This window comes from Nostoc sp. LEGE 12454, from assembly GCF_056620565.1.
Genome location: NZ_JBWQXL010000029.1, coordinates 1 through 17236, shown reverse-complemented (window position 1 = coordinate 17236; position 17236 = coordinate 1). Strand labels below are relative to the sequence as shown.

At 42.9% G+C, this 17236-nt stretch carries 11 protein-coding genes; 7 read left to right on the top strand and 4 right to left on the bottom strand.

The genetic code is table 11. The annotated features are described in order from the left end of the window. Nucleotides 1-154: 154 nt before the first annotated feature. From AC1F2U_RS24205 to AC1F2U_RS24190, 4 genes are all read left to right on the top strand, one after another. Nucleotides 155-2407, top strand: coding sequence for a glycoside hydrolase family 65 protein (locus AC1F2U_RS24205; protein WP_480263400.1), 2253 nt, complete (start codon nt 155-157; stop codon nt 2405-2407). 277 nt (nt 2408-2684) lie between these two features. Next, entirely contained in the window at nt 2685-5495 is a 2811-nt protein-coding gene (locus tag AC1F2U_RS24200) for an ATP-binding protein (RefSeq protein ID WP_480263399.1), read from the top strand. 277 nt (nt 5496-5772) lie between these two features. Beyond that, the gene (locus AC1F2U_RS24195; RefSeq protein WP_480263398.1) at nt 5773-9066 is read left to right on the top strand and encodes a leucine-rich repeat domain-containing protein; all 3294 of its coding nucleotides are present in this window, start codon (nt 5773-5775) and stop codon (nt 9064-9066) included. A 59-nt stretch (nt 9067-9125) separates the two neighbouring features. Beyond that, the gene (locus AC1F2U_RS24190) at nt 9126-11219 is read left to right on the top strand and encodes a hydantoinase/oxoprolinase family protein (protein WP_480263397.1); all 2094 of its coding nucleotides are present in this window, start codon (nt 9126-9128) and stop codon (nt 11217-11219) included. Nucleotides 11220-11316: 97 nt separating this feature from the next. On the opposite strand, the gene AC1F2U_RS24185 is transcribed toward AC1F2U_RS24190, so the two are convergent. After that, entirely contained in the window at nt 11317-11505 is a 189-nt protein-coding gene (locus tag AC1F2U_RS24185) for a hypothetical protein (protein WP_480263396.1), read from the bottom strand. Between AC1F2U_RS24185 and AC1F2U_RS24180 the strand changes: the two genes are divergently transcribed. Continuing rightward, entirely contained in the window at nt 11479-12294 is an 816-nt protein-coding gene (locus tag AC1F2U_RS24180) for a TrmH family RNA methyltransferase (protein ID WP_480263395.1), read from the top strand. The two genes, AC1F2U_RS24185 and AC1F2U_RS24180, sit on opposite strands and share 27 nt — an antisense overlap. 117 nt (nt 12295-12411) lie before the next feature. After that, nucleotides 12412-13977 (top strand): hydantoinase B/oxoprolinase family protein, encoded by a 1566-nt coding sequence (locus tag AC1F2U_RS24175; RefSeq protein WP_480263394.1) that lies wholly within the window; start codon nt 12412-12414, stop codon nt 13975-13977. A gap of 3 nt (nt 13978-13980) precedes the next feature. On the opposite strand, the gene AC1F2U_RS24170 is transcribed toward AC1F2U_RS24175, so the two are convergent. Next, nucleotides 13981-14796 (bottom strand): alpha/beta fold hydrolase, encoded by an 816-nt coding sequence (locus tag AC1F2U_RS24170; RefSeq protein ID WP_480263393.1) that lies wholly within the window; start codon nt 14794-14796, stop codon nt 13981-13983. Between the two features lie 55 nt (nt 14797-14851). Continuing rightward, nucleotides 14852-15244 carry a carboxymuconolactone decarboxylase family protein gene (locus tag AC1F2U_RS24165; RefSeq protein ID WP_094350326.1) on the bottom strand — a complete coding sequence of 131 codons (393 nt, stop codon included), beginning with the start codon at nt 15242-15244 and terminating at the stop codon, nt 14852-14854. A 222-nt stretch (nt 15245-15466) separates the two neighbouring features. Between AC1F2U_RS24165 and AC1F2U_RS24160 the strand changes: the two genes are divergently transcribed. Beyond that, nucleotides 15467-15883, top strand: a complete 417-nt coding sequence (locus tag AC1F2U_RS24160; RefSeq protein WP_480263392.1) for a hypothetical protein — start codon at nt 15467-15469, stop codon at nt 15881-15883. 183 nt (nt 15884-16066) lie between these two features. Here the strand turns inward: AC1F2U_RS24160 and AC1F2U_RS24155 are convergent, their stop codons facing one another. Then, a complete protein-coding gene (locus AC1F2U_RS24155) occupies nt 16067-16729 on the bottom strand; it encodes a nuclear transport factor 2 family protein (RefSeq protein WP_334836026.1) in 663 nt (220 codons plus the stop codon). Nucleotides 16730-17236: the final 507 nt, after the last annotated feature.

Below are 17236 nucleotides of genomic sequence, written 5' to 3'. Positions count from 1 at the left end.
TTTGAAACGCTACTGTTATCAGAAGCGTGTTTTTTAGCGTTGAGATTATCTTTTAATCTAGACGCTAAAGAAAAGGAGTTAATCACTTCAAGATTGCTCCTAATTTTACTGCATCCTGCCCACAGCAACTCCCAAGACATAGGTTTTATAACTCATGCTCAACGTATCCACTCACAATTCTCAACAAAATCAGCAATTAATTGACAATACTGACTGGAACGTTATTGAAACGGAGTTTAACCCGACGCAGTTACATCACAAAGAAACTGTTTTCACTCTTGGTAATGGGTTGTTAGGAGTGCGGGGTACATTTGAGGAAGGATATCCACAGGATTTTCCAGCCGTAATCATCCACGGTGTTTATGATGATGTGACAATTACTCATACCGAATTGGTAAACTGTCCCAACTGGCTGCCATTGGTGGTGAAAGTGGCTGGGGAACGTTTTAGTATGGACAGTGGTGAAATTCTCAACTACGAACGTCGGCTCGATTTACGCTTAGGTTTAGTTAGCCGTGATGTGCGGTGGCGTAGTCCTAATGGTCATACCTTAGATTTTCACTTCGAGCGTTTCACCAGTTTAGCAGACCAACACGTTTTGGCGATTCGCGCTCAAATTACATCGGTAGACTTTGAGGGTGAAATTACCGTTGAAGCCGGATTTGACAGCGAACCACATACCCAAGGCGTTAAACATTGGCGAACCTTAAACGAAGGTGGCATAAATCAGATTATCTGGTTAAACAGTACAACTCTTCACTCAAATATTCAACTTGGGATGGCAGCTAAGTTAGTGGTAGATGGTGATGAGACTGCATCCGTGAGCGTCGAAAATACTTCTAGTTCTCCCACTTTGACAACCACCTTAGAGTTATATCCCGGAAAAACGGTAACTGTAGAAAAAATTGTCACCCTGTTTACTTCACGAGAGACAGAAATTCCCATTGCTGCCGCCTTACAAAGACTCGCTGATGAACCGAGATATACTACCCTATTGGCAGCTCACATTGCAGCATGGGAGCAAGTGTGGCAAGACAGTGACATTATAATAGAAGGCGATCGCTTGGCTCAATTGAGCGTCCGTTACAATCTCTTCCAATTACTAGCTGTAACACCGCGTCACGATAGCCGGGTAAGCATTCCTCCCAAAACCCTCTCCGGTTTTGCCTATAGCGGACATATCTTTTGGGATACAGAAATATTCATCCTGCCTTTCCTCACCTTAACTCAACCAGCTCTAGCGCGTAACTTACTCACCTACCGCTACCACACCCTACCAGGAGCGAGACGCAAAGCTCAAGAAGCCGGTTATCAAGGAGCGATGTATGCTTGGGAAAGTGCTACTACTGGCGATGAAGTAACTCCGCGCTGGGTTCCGGCTCCCAACGGTGAATTAATCCGCATCTGGTGCGGTGACATTGAAGTGCATATCACCGCAGATATCGCTTATGCAATTTTGCACTACTGGCAGACTACCAACGATGATGACTGGATGCGGGATTATGGCGCGGAAATTATTCTTGATACGGCTGTTTTCTGGGAAAGTCGAGTGCAGTGGAACCAAGAGCGCCACAGCTATGACATCCTAGATGTAATTGGCCCAGATGAAAATCACGATCGCGTCGATAATAATGCCTTCACCAATCTCATGGTACAGTGGCATTTGCAGTCAGCTTTGGGACTGTGGGATTGGCTCAAACAAGCTTATCCTGAAACCTCAGCAGAACTAGTGCAAAAACTCAACTTAACCACAGAGCGTCTGCACCATTGGGCGGAAATTCAAGAGCGTCTATTTGTAAACGAAGATGCTCAAACTGGTTTAATTGAACAATTTGAAGGCTTTTTCCAGCTAGAAGACGTTAACCTGGCTGATTACGAACCGCGCAGCAAATCTCTGCAAGGTTTGTTGGGAATTGAAGCTACAAACCAAAAGCAGATTCTCAAACAGCCAGATGTGTTGATGCTTCTGTATTTACTGCGCGATCGCTACGACTATAACACCCTCGCCACCAACTGGGACTATTACAACCAACGCACCGACCACAGTTTTGGTTCTTCACTAGGCCCAGCCATTAACGCTATCTTAGCTTGCGACCTCAATCAACCAACCGAAGCTTACACACACTTTCTGCGATCGGCCTTGGTAGACTTAGAGGATGTGAGACTGAACGCCGCCGAAGGAATTCACGCCGCCAGTGCTGGAGGAGTATGGCAAGCAGTAGTTTTCGGGTTTGGCGGCATTCGGATGACTCAATTTGGCCCTGTTGCCTGTCCCAACCTACCACCCAACTGGACGCGTTTGAAGTTTCGTCTGCAATGGCGTAACGAGTGGTATGACTTTGACTTACAAGCCGAAACAGAAGTTAAAATTCCCGCCTTGGCAGATACACGCTCGAAAATTCTCTAATAGACTTCTTGCGTGAATCACAAGCCCTAACCCTAAATCCCTTTCCCAAACTTGGGAGAGGGACTTTGAAATTAGCTCCCCTTTTCCCAAATTGGGAGAAGGGGTTGGGGGATGAGGGCAATAAACACTGGTGTCGGAAAGTGAATTTTCTTTGATGTATAGATGTATTAACATCTTAAGTATGATTCCGTACAAAAAGTTTTTGTGCAGAAGATTTACGAGATGGGAACTCTAGCTAATAAGCTTAATTACAGTATCCCACCGAACACTGCTAATCATGTCCGATTTTGCTCATTCCACATTGGGCCAATCTTCTTCCCCTCGCTTAACTAGAAGCTTGAGTGCTGTTGAAAGTTGGGGCTTTGGTTTGACAGCTCATATTTCTTGGACAGCATTGGTTCCAGCAATTCATGCTGCTCTCGGTTCCCAAGCTATTTTTGTTTGGATACCTGCGGTGATTTTTGGAATGCTGCTCAACTATCAGGTAAAACGCTTAGGTTTGCATTTCATTAATGTAGCTGGAGGAACACCCAACTATGCTACCAAGCTACTGCAAAACTACCCAGGACTTGCTCGCTATGCAGCAATTGGATACCTCCTCAACTGGGTTTCTTACTTATCAGTGAATACAATCGTACTCAGAGATTTAATTAAAGTAAATTTAGAGACGCTGGGTATTACCTGTCCAGACATATTTCTGGATATTAGCTTTACACTGTTACCTTTTATCGTGGCGTTTAGTGGGACTCGCGCCCTGAGCATTTTACATTTGTTTTTTGTCATTCCAGCCTTTGCACTGCTAATGACCTTCTGTATCCAAGGTCTTGGCTGGTTAGCGTTTTCTCCCGTTAGTCCTGGGTTTTTTCCTAGCAGTTGGTCATCTTTGAGCTTCATGGATTGGGCAAAGTGGTTCTTTTTCGTCACTTATGCAACTTACAGTTGTGAAACGGCTTCTTCCTTTGTCGCCGATAGCCGCCATCCCACCCAGACGCTACGGTTTCTAAATGTTGGTGCCTGGATGATGCCACCCATATTTTTGGGAGGGTCTTGGGTAGTGATGCGGTTAGCAACAAATCCCAACCTTAAAGATAATGCTTTTCTGAATCTTGCGGCAGCTTCCCAGCCTTTTTGGGGAAGGTTCGCTGGTGTAAGTGTTTCTTTTTTGCTGGTAGCTGCTTGTCTTTTAGGTTCGGCAACGGTGGTTTCTAATTGCCCGCGAATTTTGTATCAACTGGCTTTAGATAAACACATTTCACCAGTATTTTCAGTTGTTTCACGTCGGGGTGTGTTTGTCCCAGCATTGACATTGACACTGATATTGTGCTTAATCTATCTGATTTGGGGAGATGTGGCGCGAATCGTCGCTGTTGGTAACATCGGTTGGTTTGTCTCCTTTATGTTACTGCATCTGGGGCTTTGGCTCCGGCGCGATCGCTCAGAAGTTTTGTTTCCTCGCATATCTTTGGCCATTCTGCTATTAGAAGTTGTAGTGCTGTTCGTGGGCGGATTTGCCTGGGGTTGGCTCAACTTGCTAATTGGGCTATTATTTCCCATTGGTGTTATGGGCATAGATGCGGTGATTCGCCGTATGAACTTCCCTGCTTTCCATCCTGATTGGTGGATGCGGCGATATCGCACGCGCCCTGTGGTAATCATTAAAGATTCAGTAATTCTTCAGGTGAGCATCCTGATTTTTTTACTGTGCAGCGCCGTGGCAGTTGGCTGGTTATTTGGCGTCAAACTTAATAAAGTGGCGACTGCGGGCGGTGAGAATATATTTGTGGTGCTACTGATGAGCGTGGCATTTGTGGGAGTAGCGATCGCTTGTTGGACAAGTTTACCGCAAGTGGTTGCGATCGCAGAAGCCCGTGAAGTTGCCGAACACTTGTTTACTGTCGCCCAGGATGGTATTTTAGTTGTAGATAATCAAGGCATTATCCAGCAAGCTAACCCAGCCACTGAATCGTTTTTTGGTGTCAACCCATCTGAATTACCAGGAAATCACCTCAACAAATGGCTACCTGCATTAGTCTACTATCCAGAGCAGTGGACAAAGCGTAGCGAACAAATTCTAATCGGTAATGGAAAAAACAGAACTCTGGAAGTTTCCATTTCAGATAGACCCCATCAGGATTTTCAGGAATATGTCGTGATTCTCCACGATATTACTCAGCGCAAACAAGCAGAGCAGATATTGCGATATTCAGAAGCACAATTGCGCCAAGAGGCAAAGCAGCTAGTATCTCAACTAGTGCATAGTGAAAAAATGTCCAGTTTGGGGCAGTTAGTAGCAGGCGTAGCGCATGAAATCAACAACCCAATCAATTTTATTTATGGCAATGTCGGCTATGCCAATCAATATATCCAAGACTTGTTGAGACTGCTGCAACTATACCAGCAAAACTATCCTAATCCAGTCACGGAAATTCAAAAACAAACAGAAGCAATCGACTTAGATTTTCTGATTGCAGACTTGCCCAACTTGCTAACTTCGATGACAGTTGGTGCGGAACGAATCACAGAAATTGTCTTATCTCTGCGAAACTTTTCCCGGTTAGATGACACAGAGATGAAAGCTGTGAATATCCATGAGGGTATAGATAATACGTTGATGATTCTGGAACATCGCCTCAAACCTAAATCTAACAATCAAACAATTGAAGTGATTAAAGAATACGGCGACCTGCCATTAGTAGAATGTTATGCTGGACAACTGAATCAAGTATTTATGAATCTTTTAGCAAATGCGATCGATGCTTTAGAAGAGGCAGTAGAAAATGGTGAGTGGGGAGTAGGGGAAAAAACGCTTCTTACTCCCCAGATAAGCATTCAGACTAAACTCACTAGTGAGAATCAGGTAGTTATTTGCATTGGCGACAATGGTATAGGCATTCCAGAAAAGGTACAAAAACAATTATTTGAACCATTTTTTACGACTAAACCAGTTAATAAAGGTACTGGGTTAGGTTTATCTATTAGTCATCAGATTATCACCCAAAAACATCAGGGAACATTGCAATGTATTTCTGCTCCTGGGAAGGGAACAGAATTTGTAATTGTAATTCCGCTAAATCAGCAAGCTATCTAAATTGTCAACGCCATCTGGCGTGGTTAAATTTTTAACCAAAATAAAATAAATAGGTACAGTTTTACGTAAAAGCGTAACGTTTTTAATACAGGATAATGCATTAACGATGCAAGCCGACACATTAACAAGGCGACCGACGCATTAACAATGCAGGGTATCGCCAAATTTAATTCGCTATGAATTAATGAAATTCTGTATTAAGCTGAATCTACTTTTGACATTAGAATAAGAGTCTGGCTATTACTCCGATTTTGGTAGTGAGAGAAAGGATTTGCTCATGGCAAGAGATAGAGCTTATTGCGAAGCAGAGCAGCGCATTGAAAAGGCACGGCAAGAGAGAGCAATAAAACTCAATCTCAGGAATATGGAACTCACTGAGATACCAAAAGCGATCGCATCCCTGACTCAGTTGCAAGTGCTTGACCTCGGCAGCCACGAACTGACTCAACTGCCAGAAGCGATCGCATCCCTGACTGGGTTGCAAAAGCTTGACCTCTCCAACAACCAACTGACCGAACTGCCAGAAGCGATCGCATCCCTGACTCGGTTGCAACAGCTTTACCTCTTCAACAACCAACTGACCAAACTGCCAGAAGCGATCGCATCCCTGACTCGGTTGCAAAATCTTTACCTCGACAATAACCAACTGACCGAACTGCCAGAAGCACTTGCATCCCTGACTCGGTTGCAACAGCTTTACCTCTTCAACAACCAACTGACCGAACTGCCAGAAGCAATCGCATCCCTGACTCGGTTGCAAAAGCTTGACCTCTCCAACAACCAATTGACCGAACTGCCAGAAGCGATCGCATCCCTGACTGGGTTGCAAGGGCTTTACCTCTCCAACAACCAACTGACCGAACTGCCAGAAGCACTTGCATCCCTGACTGGGTTGCAAGTGTTTAACCTCGACAATAACCAACTGACCGAACTGCCAGAAGCACTTGCATCCCTGACTGGGTTGCAAGTGCTTAACGTCCAGAACAACCAACTGACCGAACTGCCAGAAGCGATCGCATCCCTGACTGGGTTGCAAGTGTTTAACCTCGACAATAACCAACTGACCGAACTGCCAGAAGCACTTGCATCCCTGACTCAGTTGCACCAGCTTGATCTCTCCAACAACCAACTGACCGAACTGCCAGAAGCGATCGCATCCCTGACTGGATTGCAACAGCTTTACCTCGACAACAACCCTCTTAACCCTGACCTTGCAGCCGCTTACAAACAAGGCACAAAAGCTGTTTTGCAATACCTGCGGGCACAGGCACAAGAAAAGATAACTCTGAATGAAGCCAAACTGATTCTAGTTGGCGAGGGTGAAGTGGGCAAGAGTTGCCTGTTAGGAGCATTGCGGGGAGATGAATGGGTGGATGGTCGCCCCACAACTCACGGGATTGAAATTAAATCTGTAATCATCACCGATCCCGACAGTGGTACAGAGATATCACTCAATGGTTGGGATTTTGGCGGTCAACGGGTGTATCGACCGACGCACCAGTTGTTTTTCAGTGCGCCAGCCGTGTATCTAGTAATCTGGAAGCCACGGGAAGGTCCCCAGCAGGGCTTTGTCAAAGAGTGGATTACGCTGATCAAAAATCGAGAACCAGATGCAAAGGTGTTGGTCGTTGCAACTCACGGTGGTCCCGGACAGCGACAACCGGATATTGACAGACAAGAAATTCTCGATCAATTCGGCAAAGATACAGTAATTGATTTCTTCCATGTAGACAGCAAACCCAACCAAGATAGGACACATTGCACTGGGCTTGCAGAATTAAAAGAAGCTATTGCTCGTGTCGCTGCATCTCTTCCCGAAATGGGGCGTTCCGTTCCAGCAAAGTGGCAACGGGTGCGAAAAACCTTACAGACAAGTGACAAAGCCTATCTGCCATACGATGATGTTATTGCCATCTGCACTGAACAGGGAATCGATGAGGAGCAAGCAGAACTCTTCCTTCGCATCTCCCATATACTAGGGCATTTCATCCATTATCATAACGACTCAACACTACGCAATATCGTCATCCTCAAACCCGACTGGCTGGCAAAAGCGATCAGCTTCGTGCTAGATGATGAAACGACACGCAAACGCAACGGTTTAGTGGAATTTGAGCATCTCAGCCAGTTGTGGAGCCATCCGCCATTTGCAGGCGAAGAAGGCTACCCCTTAAAATTGCATCCAATCTTTCTGCGGCTGATGGAACGCTTTGATCTATCCTACAAAGTGGTATTCGATCCGTTAGAAACTAGCAATACCAGCCTGATTGCTCAACTTGTTCCCGACACACGCCCGGAGCCATTACCCAATTGGGGAGAGCAACCAGAAGCCGGAGATAGACAACAAGCGCAAATCTGCCGCATTGTAGACAGTCGCGGACAGTTTGCAGTAGCAGAAGGATTATTTTACCAGTTGATTGTTCGGTTGCACAAATACTCACTGGGACGGGCGAATTACGAAGACAGCATCCACTGGCAACGGGGCTTAATGCTTGACAATGACTACAACGGTCGGGCATTGCTGGAGTATGTTGGCAGTGATGTAAAAATTACAGTACGGGCAGCCTATCCCGAAAGGTTTCTGTCATATCTCACGGAAGAGATTAAATGGCTAGTCGAGAATTTCTGGGAAGGGTTGCGTTGTAATGTGATGGTTCCCTGCATTAAAACTTGCGGTATGAATGCCCCTGGAAACGGGCTGTTTGAGGTACAGAAACTAATTGAAAGCAAAAAGAAAAATCGCCATGAGTTCCCGTGTCCCATTTCCGGGTGTGGCGAATGGCAAAACATCGATCAATTGCTGAATAACGCACCAACTGCTCAACCCCCATCCCAAGAAATTGGCATTGAGCAGTTCCGATACATTGTGAAAGACGAGTTAAACGTCATCCGCCAAGATTTGGTTATGTACGATCGCCTAGATCAAGCACGCTTTCAGGTATTATCTCAGGAGCAACGCACCATTTTAAGCCAGGTCGATCAGCAGTTTGCAGAACTAATGCAGATGCTCACCGATGAAGCAAAAGATGGGCCGCGCCTGTTCAGCTTTAAGCCCATTGAACCAGGATTTTTCGATCGCCCCAAATGGATTAGTGCCAAATTTCAACTTACCCTCTGGTGCGAACACGCACGTCAGCCACTTCCAGCCTTAAATCCCAACGACAAGAAAAAGGGAGTCTATGAATTAGACTTGCCGCGTGAGTGGTTCACCAAGGCAGTCCCCTATCTCAGAATTTTGACCGGAACCCTGAGCCTAGTCTTACCTGTAGCAGGTTCGGCAACTAAATTTATACTGGATGATAGCACCTACAAAGCCATTGAAGAACAACTCGATTTGGGACAGAAAAGCATCGAGTCTACTTTGAAGGGAAGTGATATGGCTTTAACTGGAAAGTCCAAGAGCGATGCCTCGTTCTTGGAAGGCGATGCAATCCGCGCTCAAGGCTCGATTTTGCGAGAATTACACGCCTTATTGAAAGAAAAAGATCCTAGTTTTGGTGGTCTAGTGCGGGTGCAAAACAAACGCCGCGAATTTCTCTGGGTTCATCCTCAATTTGTAGATGAATATTAATTGACAACGGGTATTTGAGCTATTTCGTAATTTCTCATGATTATACAGGAAGCAGAGTAATGTTGAAGGTTTTTGCTGACCGTGGTGGTACATTCACAGATATTGTTGCTGTTACTAATAATCAAGCAATTATCGATGGAGTTTCAAAACATCCCGAACGTTTTTTAATTGTCTCTCTGCCTAATCAGCAATGGATTATAGTCTACAAACTACTTTCAGAAAACCCCGAACTATATCAAGATGCAGCTATCCAAGGTATTCGAGATATCATAGGTATTGCTAGCAACGATCGCATTCCTAATGAAGCGATAGAAGTGGTAAAAATGGGGACAACAGTAGCAACAAATGCACTGTTAGAAAGAAAAGGCGATCGCGTCGTTCTTTTCATAACCAAAGGGTTTAAAGATGCGCTACGAATTGGCTACCAAAACCGTCCTAACATCTTTGCCCGTCATATCATTTTACCAACCATGCTTTATGAGCAGGTGATTGAGATTGATGAACGTTATGATGCTCATGGCAATGAATTAATATCTGTAAATATTCAACAAGCCAAAAATGACTTACAAGCAGTTTACAATACAGGAATTCGGAGTTGTGCGATTGTTTTTATGCACAGCGATCGCTATCCTAAACACGAACAACAAATAGCCGAAATATCCCAAGGAATCGGCTTTACACAAATATCTGTATCTCATCAAGTTAGTTCGTTAATGAAATTAGTCAGTCGAGGAGATACAACAGTAGTCGATGCTTATTTAACTCCGATTCTACGCCGCTATGTCAACCAAGTAGCGAGTCAGTTACCTGGAGTAAAATTAATGTTTATGAAATCTGATGGCGGTTTAGTCGCAGCCGAACAATTTCAAGGCAAAGATAGTATTTTGAGTGGCCCGGCTGGGGGAATTGTCGGTGCAGTTCAAACTAGTAAAAGAGCAGGTTTTGAGTTAGTAATTACCTTTGATATGGGAGGGACAAGTACAGATGTCGCCCACTTTAAAGGAGAGTATGAACGACAATTAGATTCAGAAATTGCTGGGGCGCGGATGCGAGTTCCTGTATTAGCAATTAATACCATTGCTGCTGGTGGTGGTTCAGTTCTCTTTTTTGATGGTTCTAGTTATCGTGTCGGCCCTAAATCTGCTGGTTCAAATCCTGGCCCTGCTTGTTACCGACGCGGGGGGCCATTAGCGGTTACTGATGCCAATGTGATGTTAGGTAAAATCCACCCGCAATATTTTCCCTCGGTTTTTGGAATTGATGGTAATTTACCTTTAGATAAAGATACTGTTATTCAGCAATTTACACAATTAGCCCAAGACATTCAAGCCGCTACATTAAATCATTCTACTCCCGAACAAGTAGCGGCTGGATTTATTGCGATCGCAGTGGAAAATATGGCGAATGCAATAAAAAAAATTAGTCTGCAACGAGGTTATGATGTTACCCAATATGTGCTTTGTTGTTTTGGTGGTGCAGGTGGGCAAGTTGCTTGTTTAATTGCCGATATTTTGGGAATGAAAAAGATATTTCTACATCCTTACGCTGGTGTTCTCTCTGCTTATGGAATGGGATTAGCTGATGTCCGGGCGATTAGAGAAGGAGGAGTAGAACAGCCTTTAACCCAAGCATTAATTTCTAAATTAGAGCAGTTAATGAGATATTTAGAAACCCAAGCGAGAAGTGAAATAAATGAAGCACACAGTCAATTAGAAGTAATCCGAAAAGCTAACTTGAAATATGAGGGTACTAACTCTATCTTGACCGTTAATTTTGCCGATGAGGTAGTAGTGATGCGACAAGAATTTGAGACTGAGCATCAATCTCGCTATGGTTTCATTCAATTAGATAAAAATTTAATTGTTGAATCAGCCTCAGTGGAAGTAATTCAGAAAATGGATACTCCCGAAGAACCTTTAATTATTCGTACACGTTCTCTATATGAAACACCTGTATCTGTTGAGACAGTCAGGATGTTTACTGCTGATAAATGGCATAATACTCCTGTCTATCGACGGGAAGATTTACAACCAGAAAATAGTATTAATGGCCCTGCGATTATTATCGAAAAAATTAGCACGATTGTAGTTGAACCAAACTGGGAAGCAAGATTAACTGAACGTAATCATTTAATTTTGCAACGTTTTAGATAGAAATTTATGATTTAATTTAATTAACCGAAAATACTAAGTTTCAGAAAAATATTCGGAGATTTTCAATGTTAAATTTATCTTCTCTTCCTTCGGAAATTCACCAGCTTTGTCTAGATGGAAAGTTAAATACACCTAACTTAGAATAAAGATGTGCTAATATCGATCGCAGTGAAGTTGATGTCTGCGGTATAGTTTCCGCAATATCCCATGCTAATTCAAGTTTTTTATCTAGAGAGCCAAGTAGCTCTGCTGAAGGAGGATGGCTGGTGTTAATAGTTCCAGCCATGAACGGTTAGATGTTGAGGCTACGCTAACTGAAGTTAAAAGGCTCCAATTTGACCGCGCACATCGTGACGCCTCTGGATTGTTCTACATCGAAGGTGTGCGTAACTTTGTAAAGGTAATTGACAACGGTTTTGATATTTTAGCGATCGCATTTAGTGAGAAACTGCTCACAGCACCTTTAGCGCGGAAACTAGTTCGGCAATCTCGGCGTTCTGGTGTTCCTTGCATCAGGCTGACACCCGAACAGTTTCGACGTATTTCCCAAAGTGAACGTGCTTCTGGAGTTGGTGCAATTGTTCGTCAGCGATGGTTCAAGCTGCGTGATATCTCGCCAAAATCTGATTTGTGCTGGGTGGCTCTTGAAACTATTCGCTCACCAGGAAACCTTGGAACCTTGATTCGCACATCAGAAGCTGTTGGCGGTGCTGGGTTTATTTTTATCAAAGATAGCGTAGATCCCTTTGCTCCCGATGTTATTCGGGCATCTATGGGTTCGCTTTTTAACCAGAAGTTTGTACGCACAAGCTTTTCTGCGCTGCGTCACTGGGTACAGAACCACTGCTGTCCTGTTATTGGTGCTTCACCTGATGGGATGTCTGAATTTCATCAGTTTAATTATCCCAATTCTACTCTTCTTTTCCTGGGCGAGGAGCGCCAAGGTCTAACCCCAGAACAGCGAGACTTATGCCAGTATCTTGTTCGGATTCCGATGGTAGGTGCGGTTGACTCTCTCAATCTTGCTGTAGCAGGTAGCCTCTTAATGTATGAGGTTTATAGGTCGAGAACATAATGTGTGAAGTGACACCCAACATGAATCAATTTTTGTGTTGGGTTGCACTTTGTTTAACTCAACTTACATCAGCAAATGTTAAGTAACTCATTGAATTTAAACAAATACGAATTAAAAATGTACACAACATCTCAACCCGATCCTGTTCGCTTAGAAATATTTAAAAATCTCTATCAATTTATCGCCGAACAAATGGGAATTGTGTTACAAAACACAGCCACATCAGTAAATATCAAAGAAAGACTGGATTTCTCCTGCGCAATTTTTGATTCATCGGGATTATTAGTAGCGAATGCCCCTCATATCCCCGTACATTTAGGCTCAATGAGTGAAAGTGTCCGCAGTTTAATTAACGATAAAGGTAACACCCTAAAACCGGGAAACGTCTATTTATCTAATAACCCCTATAACGGCGGAACCCACCTTCCTGATGTCACTGCAATTACCCCTGTTTTTTTGGAAAGTAGTGAAAATACTCTATTCCCTACCCCCCTATTTTTCGTTGCTTCTCGCGGACATCAAGCAGATATTGGTGGAATTACTCCCGGTTCTATGCCTCCACACAGTACCACAGTAGAAGAAGAAGGAATTCTTTTTGATAATTTTCTTTTAGTTGAAGAGGGAAATTTTCGAGAAACCACAGTCAGACAGCACCTTGCAAATCATACTTATCCTGCTCGTAACCCCGATCAAAATATCGCTGATTTTAAAGCCCAACTTGCTGCAAATGAACGGGGAGTTCAAGAACTTTGTAAAATGGTTTTACAATACGGGATTGATACTGTTCAGGCTTATATGACATTTGTGCAAGCTAATGCTGAGGAGTCTGTTAGGCGTGCGATCGCAGTTCTCAAGGATGGCTCATTTACTTATAAAATGGATGATGGATCGCAAATTAAAGTTAAAGTAACAATTCACCCAAAAAATCGTAGTGCTACCATTGATTTTACTGGAACTTCTCTACAACTAAATAGTAATTTTAATGCTCCTAAAGCTGTAACTCAAGCAGCAGTCTTATATGTCTTCCGTACTTTAGTTGATGATAATATTCCTCTGAATGCTGGGTGTCTTAATCCTCTAGAAATTATTATCCCGGTTGGCTGTATGCTCAACCCAACCTATCCAGCCGCAGTAGTCGCAGGTAATGTAGAAACTTCTCAAACTATTGTGGATGCTTTATATGGTGCTTTGGGTGTTATGGCTGCTTCTCAAGGAACGATGAATAATTTTACCTTTGGTAATGAGAAATATCAATATTATGAAACTATCTGCGGCGGCTCTGGCGCAGGAATTGGTTTTGATGGTACTGATGGTGTTCATTCTCACATGACTAACTCTCGTTTGACCGATCCAGAAGTTTTAGAAACTCGTTATCCTGTACTTTTAGAAAGCTTTAGTCTTCGTCCCGATAGCGGTGGCAAAGGAAAATATTCGGGTGGTAATGGAGTTGTCCGCCGCATTCGATTTCTTGAACCGATGACAGCTAATATTCTCTCTGGTCATCGGGTTATTCCTCCCTTTGGATTAAATGATGGGGAGGCAGGAAAAGTAGGACGAAACTGGATACAACGTCAGAATGGAATTGAAGAGAATTTAGACAGCACAGCAACAGTAGAAGTGGAAACTGGGGATGTTTTTGTAATAGAAACTCCTGGCGGCGGTGGTTTTGGTAAATTCTCTTAAGAATCAAAAATTGCTATAAGCTGGCTTCAACTTCCCCAGAAAATTGAGCATGGCTGCAACCACAGCATCCGGTGACTCAATCAAGAAGCCGTGACCACCACGTTCGATGACTACAAGTTCAGCATTGGGAATACCTTGAGCAAGTTGTTGAGAAAACTTTAGCGGAGTAAGAATATCTTGTTTACCAACCATAACTAAGGTAGGACAATGAATTTCTTGGAGGCGGTCTATTGTGTCACTACTAAGGATGGCTTGGCTGTGATGATAGAGTGAATGAGTCGCAGGTGGGAAAGGATATCTGATAGCAAATTCAATCAGACCTTCGATCATGTCAGGAATTGAGTAGAAGGCATCTGTAAATATCCAGGGCAATATGACTTTTTCATAAAGTTTTAGGTCTACATTGCTAGGAAGTTCGCCCCAAGTCTCAATGATGCTGTTGAATAATGCATCACCTTTTGCCAAAGATGAAAGTAGCATCAGACTTTTTACCTTTTCAGGGCGTGCTAACACTAGCTCTTGAGCTATCTGACTACCCATTGAATGACCTGCTAAATGCACCCGATCGATGCCGATGCGATCGAGCAATGCTGCAACGTCACTAGCCATCTGCTTCAGACTATAGGGGCTTTCGGGAGCAGAACTTCTCCCCATACCTCGGTTATCCAAGCGAATGACTTGATACTGCGAAACCAGCGATGGCATAATCAGCGACCAATAGGCATGATCGCAAAGAAAGCCAGCTATTAATAGCAAAGGCTCACCCGTTCCCTTAATGTCGTAGAACAAATCAATCCCGTTAATCTGAACCTTGGGCATAGTAAATGATTCTGCTAAACCTTATTTTTAAGTAGAGATAGACAAAGCTAAACTCCTACGTTTTGAATTTCTCGTCCACCGGAATTTGATAGCCGTTGGCGAGGCGATTGGTCATATTGGCTGTGGCTGCGATCGCCATTAGTTCCCCGAACATAGTATCATTCATACCCTTGGCACGTGCTGCCGCTGTGTGCGAGGCGATGCAGTACTCACAGCCATTCGTCGCACTCACAGCAATATAAATCAGTTCGCGCATCAGTGGATCGATCTCACCAGGGCTAACCATCACTTCCTTTAATGCTTGCCACGTTCGTTGCAGGGTGGGAGGATGGTTAGCTATGGCTTTCCAAAAGTTATTGATGTAGTCATTCTGACGTGTAACGCGGATGTCGTCATACACTGCACGTACTTCGTCGCTGGCTTCTTCGTATTCAATCAGCTTAGTCATGTTTTACTTCCATATAGTTTCCCCAGCGAGTGGGAACCCCTAGATTGTAATACTGAGTTGCAATTAAAGATAGTAATATCATGTCCCCTTGGCGTCTATAGGTGAAAATTCTACATCATCTACAAACGACTTGGCATAGACTAGTATTTCTTGGACGTTCTAGTAGAACAGACTAAACAGGAAATTTACACTATCTTGTCAAAGAAATAGGTGGGGTAGTCCATGAAAAAATTCCTACAGCGTATTAAAGCATTATTCAAATGTATCCTCAAGAGGTCTGCATCCAATTCTCAGCAACCATCGCCTCTAATAAATACTCGATTAGAAACTTCTATTCCAACTGTTTCTCCCCGATGGGAATCTGCTTTGGTGCTTGTGTGTTCGCAATGTGCAAACGAGCAGTTAGGCTCAAGCGCTTCCGAAGATTTAGAGAATTGGTTGAAATCTCGTTTAAAGTTTGAAGGATTATGGGGTGATTTTCGGGTGGTTAGCACCAGTTGTTTAGGAGTTTGTCCCCGGATGGGCATTACTGTAGTGATTGTCAGTAATGGAAGTCACGGGAATAGTCCATGCTTAATTGTAAATCCTCGAAGCGATCGCGAACTTCTATATTCATACATCAAACAGAATATAGGCTGACTGCAAAACTTAGTTAAAGCTTCTAATTATTGAATATCAGACTGGATTCGATCTTGCACTATGTTTCAATCAAATGGCAAATAAAAAAGGGTGTGAATATTGGAATTCACCCCTTTTTCTAGGTTTTTAGAGACGTAAAGAATACTTATCCAACCCCTATTAATACCATTCTGGTCTCAAGAATTATTCTTTTATACGAGGTATATTTGGTCTTATAAAGGTAGCTGAGGAATTAGCGCTTCGAGCATTAGTGCTTGAAGAAGCAGTAGTTGGCGAACTGAGATTCAAGAAATCGATGAGTTTGAGAGTACGATTACGAATTTTCCAACGCCCATTTCTGTTAACGACTTGATCTTCATAAGTGCCATTAGCAACATCAATGCTAGTTTCCGAGCGTTTGTGAGTCGCATGTAGGTAAGAAGTCATCGTTGCTTGATTATTTTGAACTGAAATGTTTATTGTACCCATCAAGTGTTGAGTAGCCGTATAACCATTTCCTTGAAATACTGAATAGACAAAATCTGCCCAAGAATCTGTCCCATAATTTGTTTGAGTCGCCCCATCAGGAAAAATGGCGGTGAGGACTGAATCTTGAGTAAAACAATCCCGATAAATATTCTTTCCTTCTTGGAGATTTCCTCTACCAATAGCGTCAGTTCCTAGGGCGTAACAGGATGTTAATTTTTGAATTTCTAATTCTGCATTAGGTTGAGTTGCACTTGCTACCTCAAACTTACCTCCAACAAACAGCACAAGAGTAACTGCAAGCGCAATCAAAGTTATACGATTTAACAGGAACGAAATAGCCTTTGAAACTATTCCCCCATTTTCTCTTCTTTTTTCCACAAGATGACTCCCTTAATTATTTACGATTTTTGCATCTTGTACTTTACTACAAACTAAAGCTTGGGCTAATAATTTTAGCCCATCAAAACTATCTAATATGCTTGTAGACTTCACTAGTAATTGACTTTTATATCTGCTAGAAAATCTTTTTTCTAGTAAATGATAAAGCTAGTACATACAAGAGTTGATGTATACAATTAGTTATAACAGTTAATTAATAAGTTACAAGTGCTAATTGTGACTAACTTTGTATTGATTTGATTAAGTAATAAAGTCACTACTTACATACAGGACTTACGCAACTATCACCCTTGATAAACAGTAAATTTATCGAAAATTCACTTTACAAAAATTGTCAATGCAGATATCAAATAATTTAACTAAGGCATCATGTAAAAATAACTTGAACAATTTGCCGAATGGTTAGATGATCGGAATGTAACCGAATTAAAGGCTTATATGTCTGATAAGCAGGTAGTAGAAAGCATTCAAGACAAGTACGATTCG

Coding starts and splice junctions, on each gene's coding strand:
- AC1F2U_RS24205 (WP_480263400.1), top strand. CDS start 155: ATGCTCAACGTATCCACTCACAATTCTCAACAAAATCAGCAATTAATT.
- AC1F2U_RS24200 (WP_480263399.1), top strand. CDS start 2,685: ATGTCCGATTTTGCTCATTCCACATTGGGCCAATCTTCTTCCCCTCGC.
- AC1F2U_RS24195 (WP_480263398.1), top strand. CDS start 5,773: ATGGCAAGAGATAGAGCTTATTGCGAAGCAGAGCAGCGCATTGAAAAG.
- AC1F2U_RS24190 (WP_480263397.1), top strand. CDS start 9,126: ATGTTGAAGGTTTTTGCTGACCGTGGTGGTACATTCACAGATATTGTT.
- AC1F2U_RS24180 (WP_480263395.1), top strand. CDS start 11,479: ATGGCTGGTGTTAATAGTTCCAGCCATGAACGGTTAGATGTTGAGGCT.
- AC1F2U_RS24185 (WP_480263396.1), bottom strand. CDS start 11,505: ATGGCTGGAACTATTAACACCAGCCATCCTCCTTCAGCAGAGCTACTT.
- AC1F2U_RS24175 (WP_480263394.1), top strand. CDS start 12,412: ATGTACACAACATCTCAACCCGATCCTGTTCGCTTAGAAATATTTAAA.
- AC1F2U_RS24170 (WP_480263393.1), bottom strand. CDS start 14,796: ATGCCCAAGGTTCAGATTAACGGGATTGATTTGTTCTACGACATTAAG.
- AC1F2U_RS24165 (WP_094350326.1), bottom strand. CDS start 15,244: ATGACTAAGCTGATTGAATACGAAGAAGCCAGCGACGAAGTACGTGCA.
- AC1F2U_RS24160 (WP_480263392.1), top strand. CDS start 15,467: ATGAAAAAATTCCTACAGCGTATTAAAGCATTATTCAAATGTATCCTC.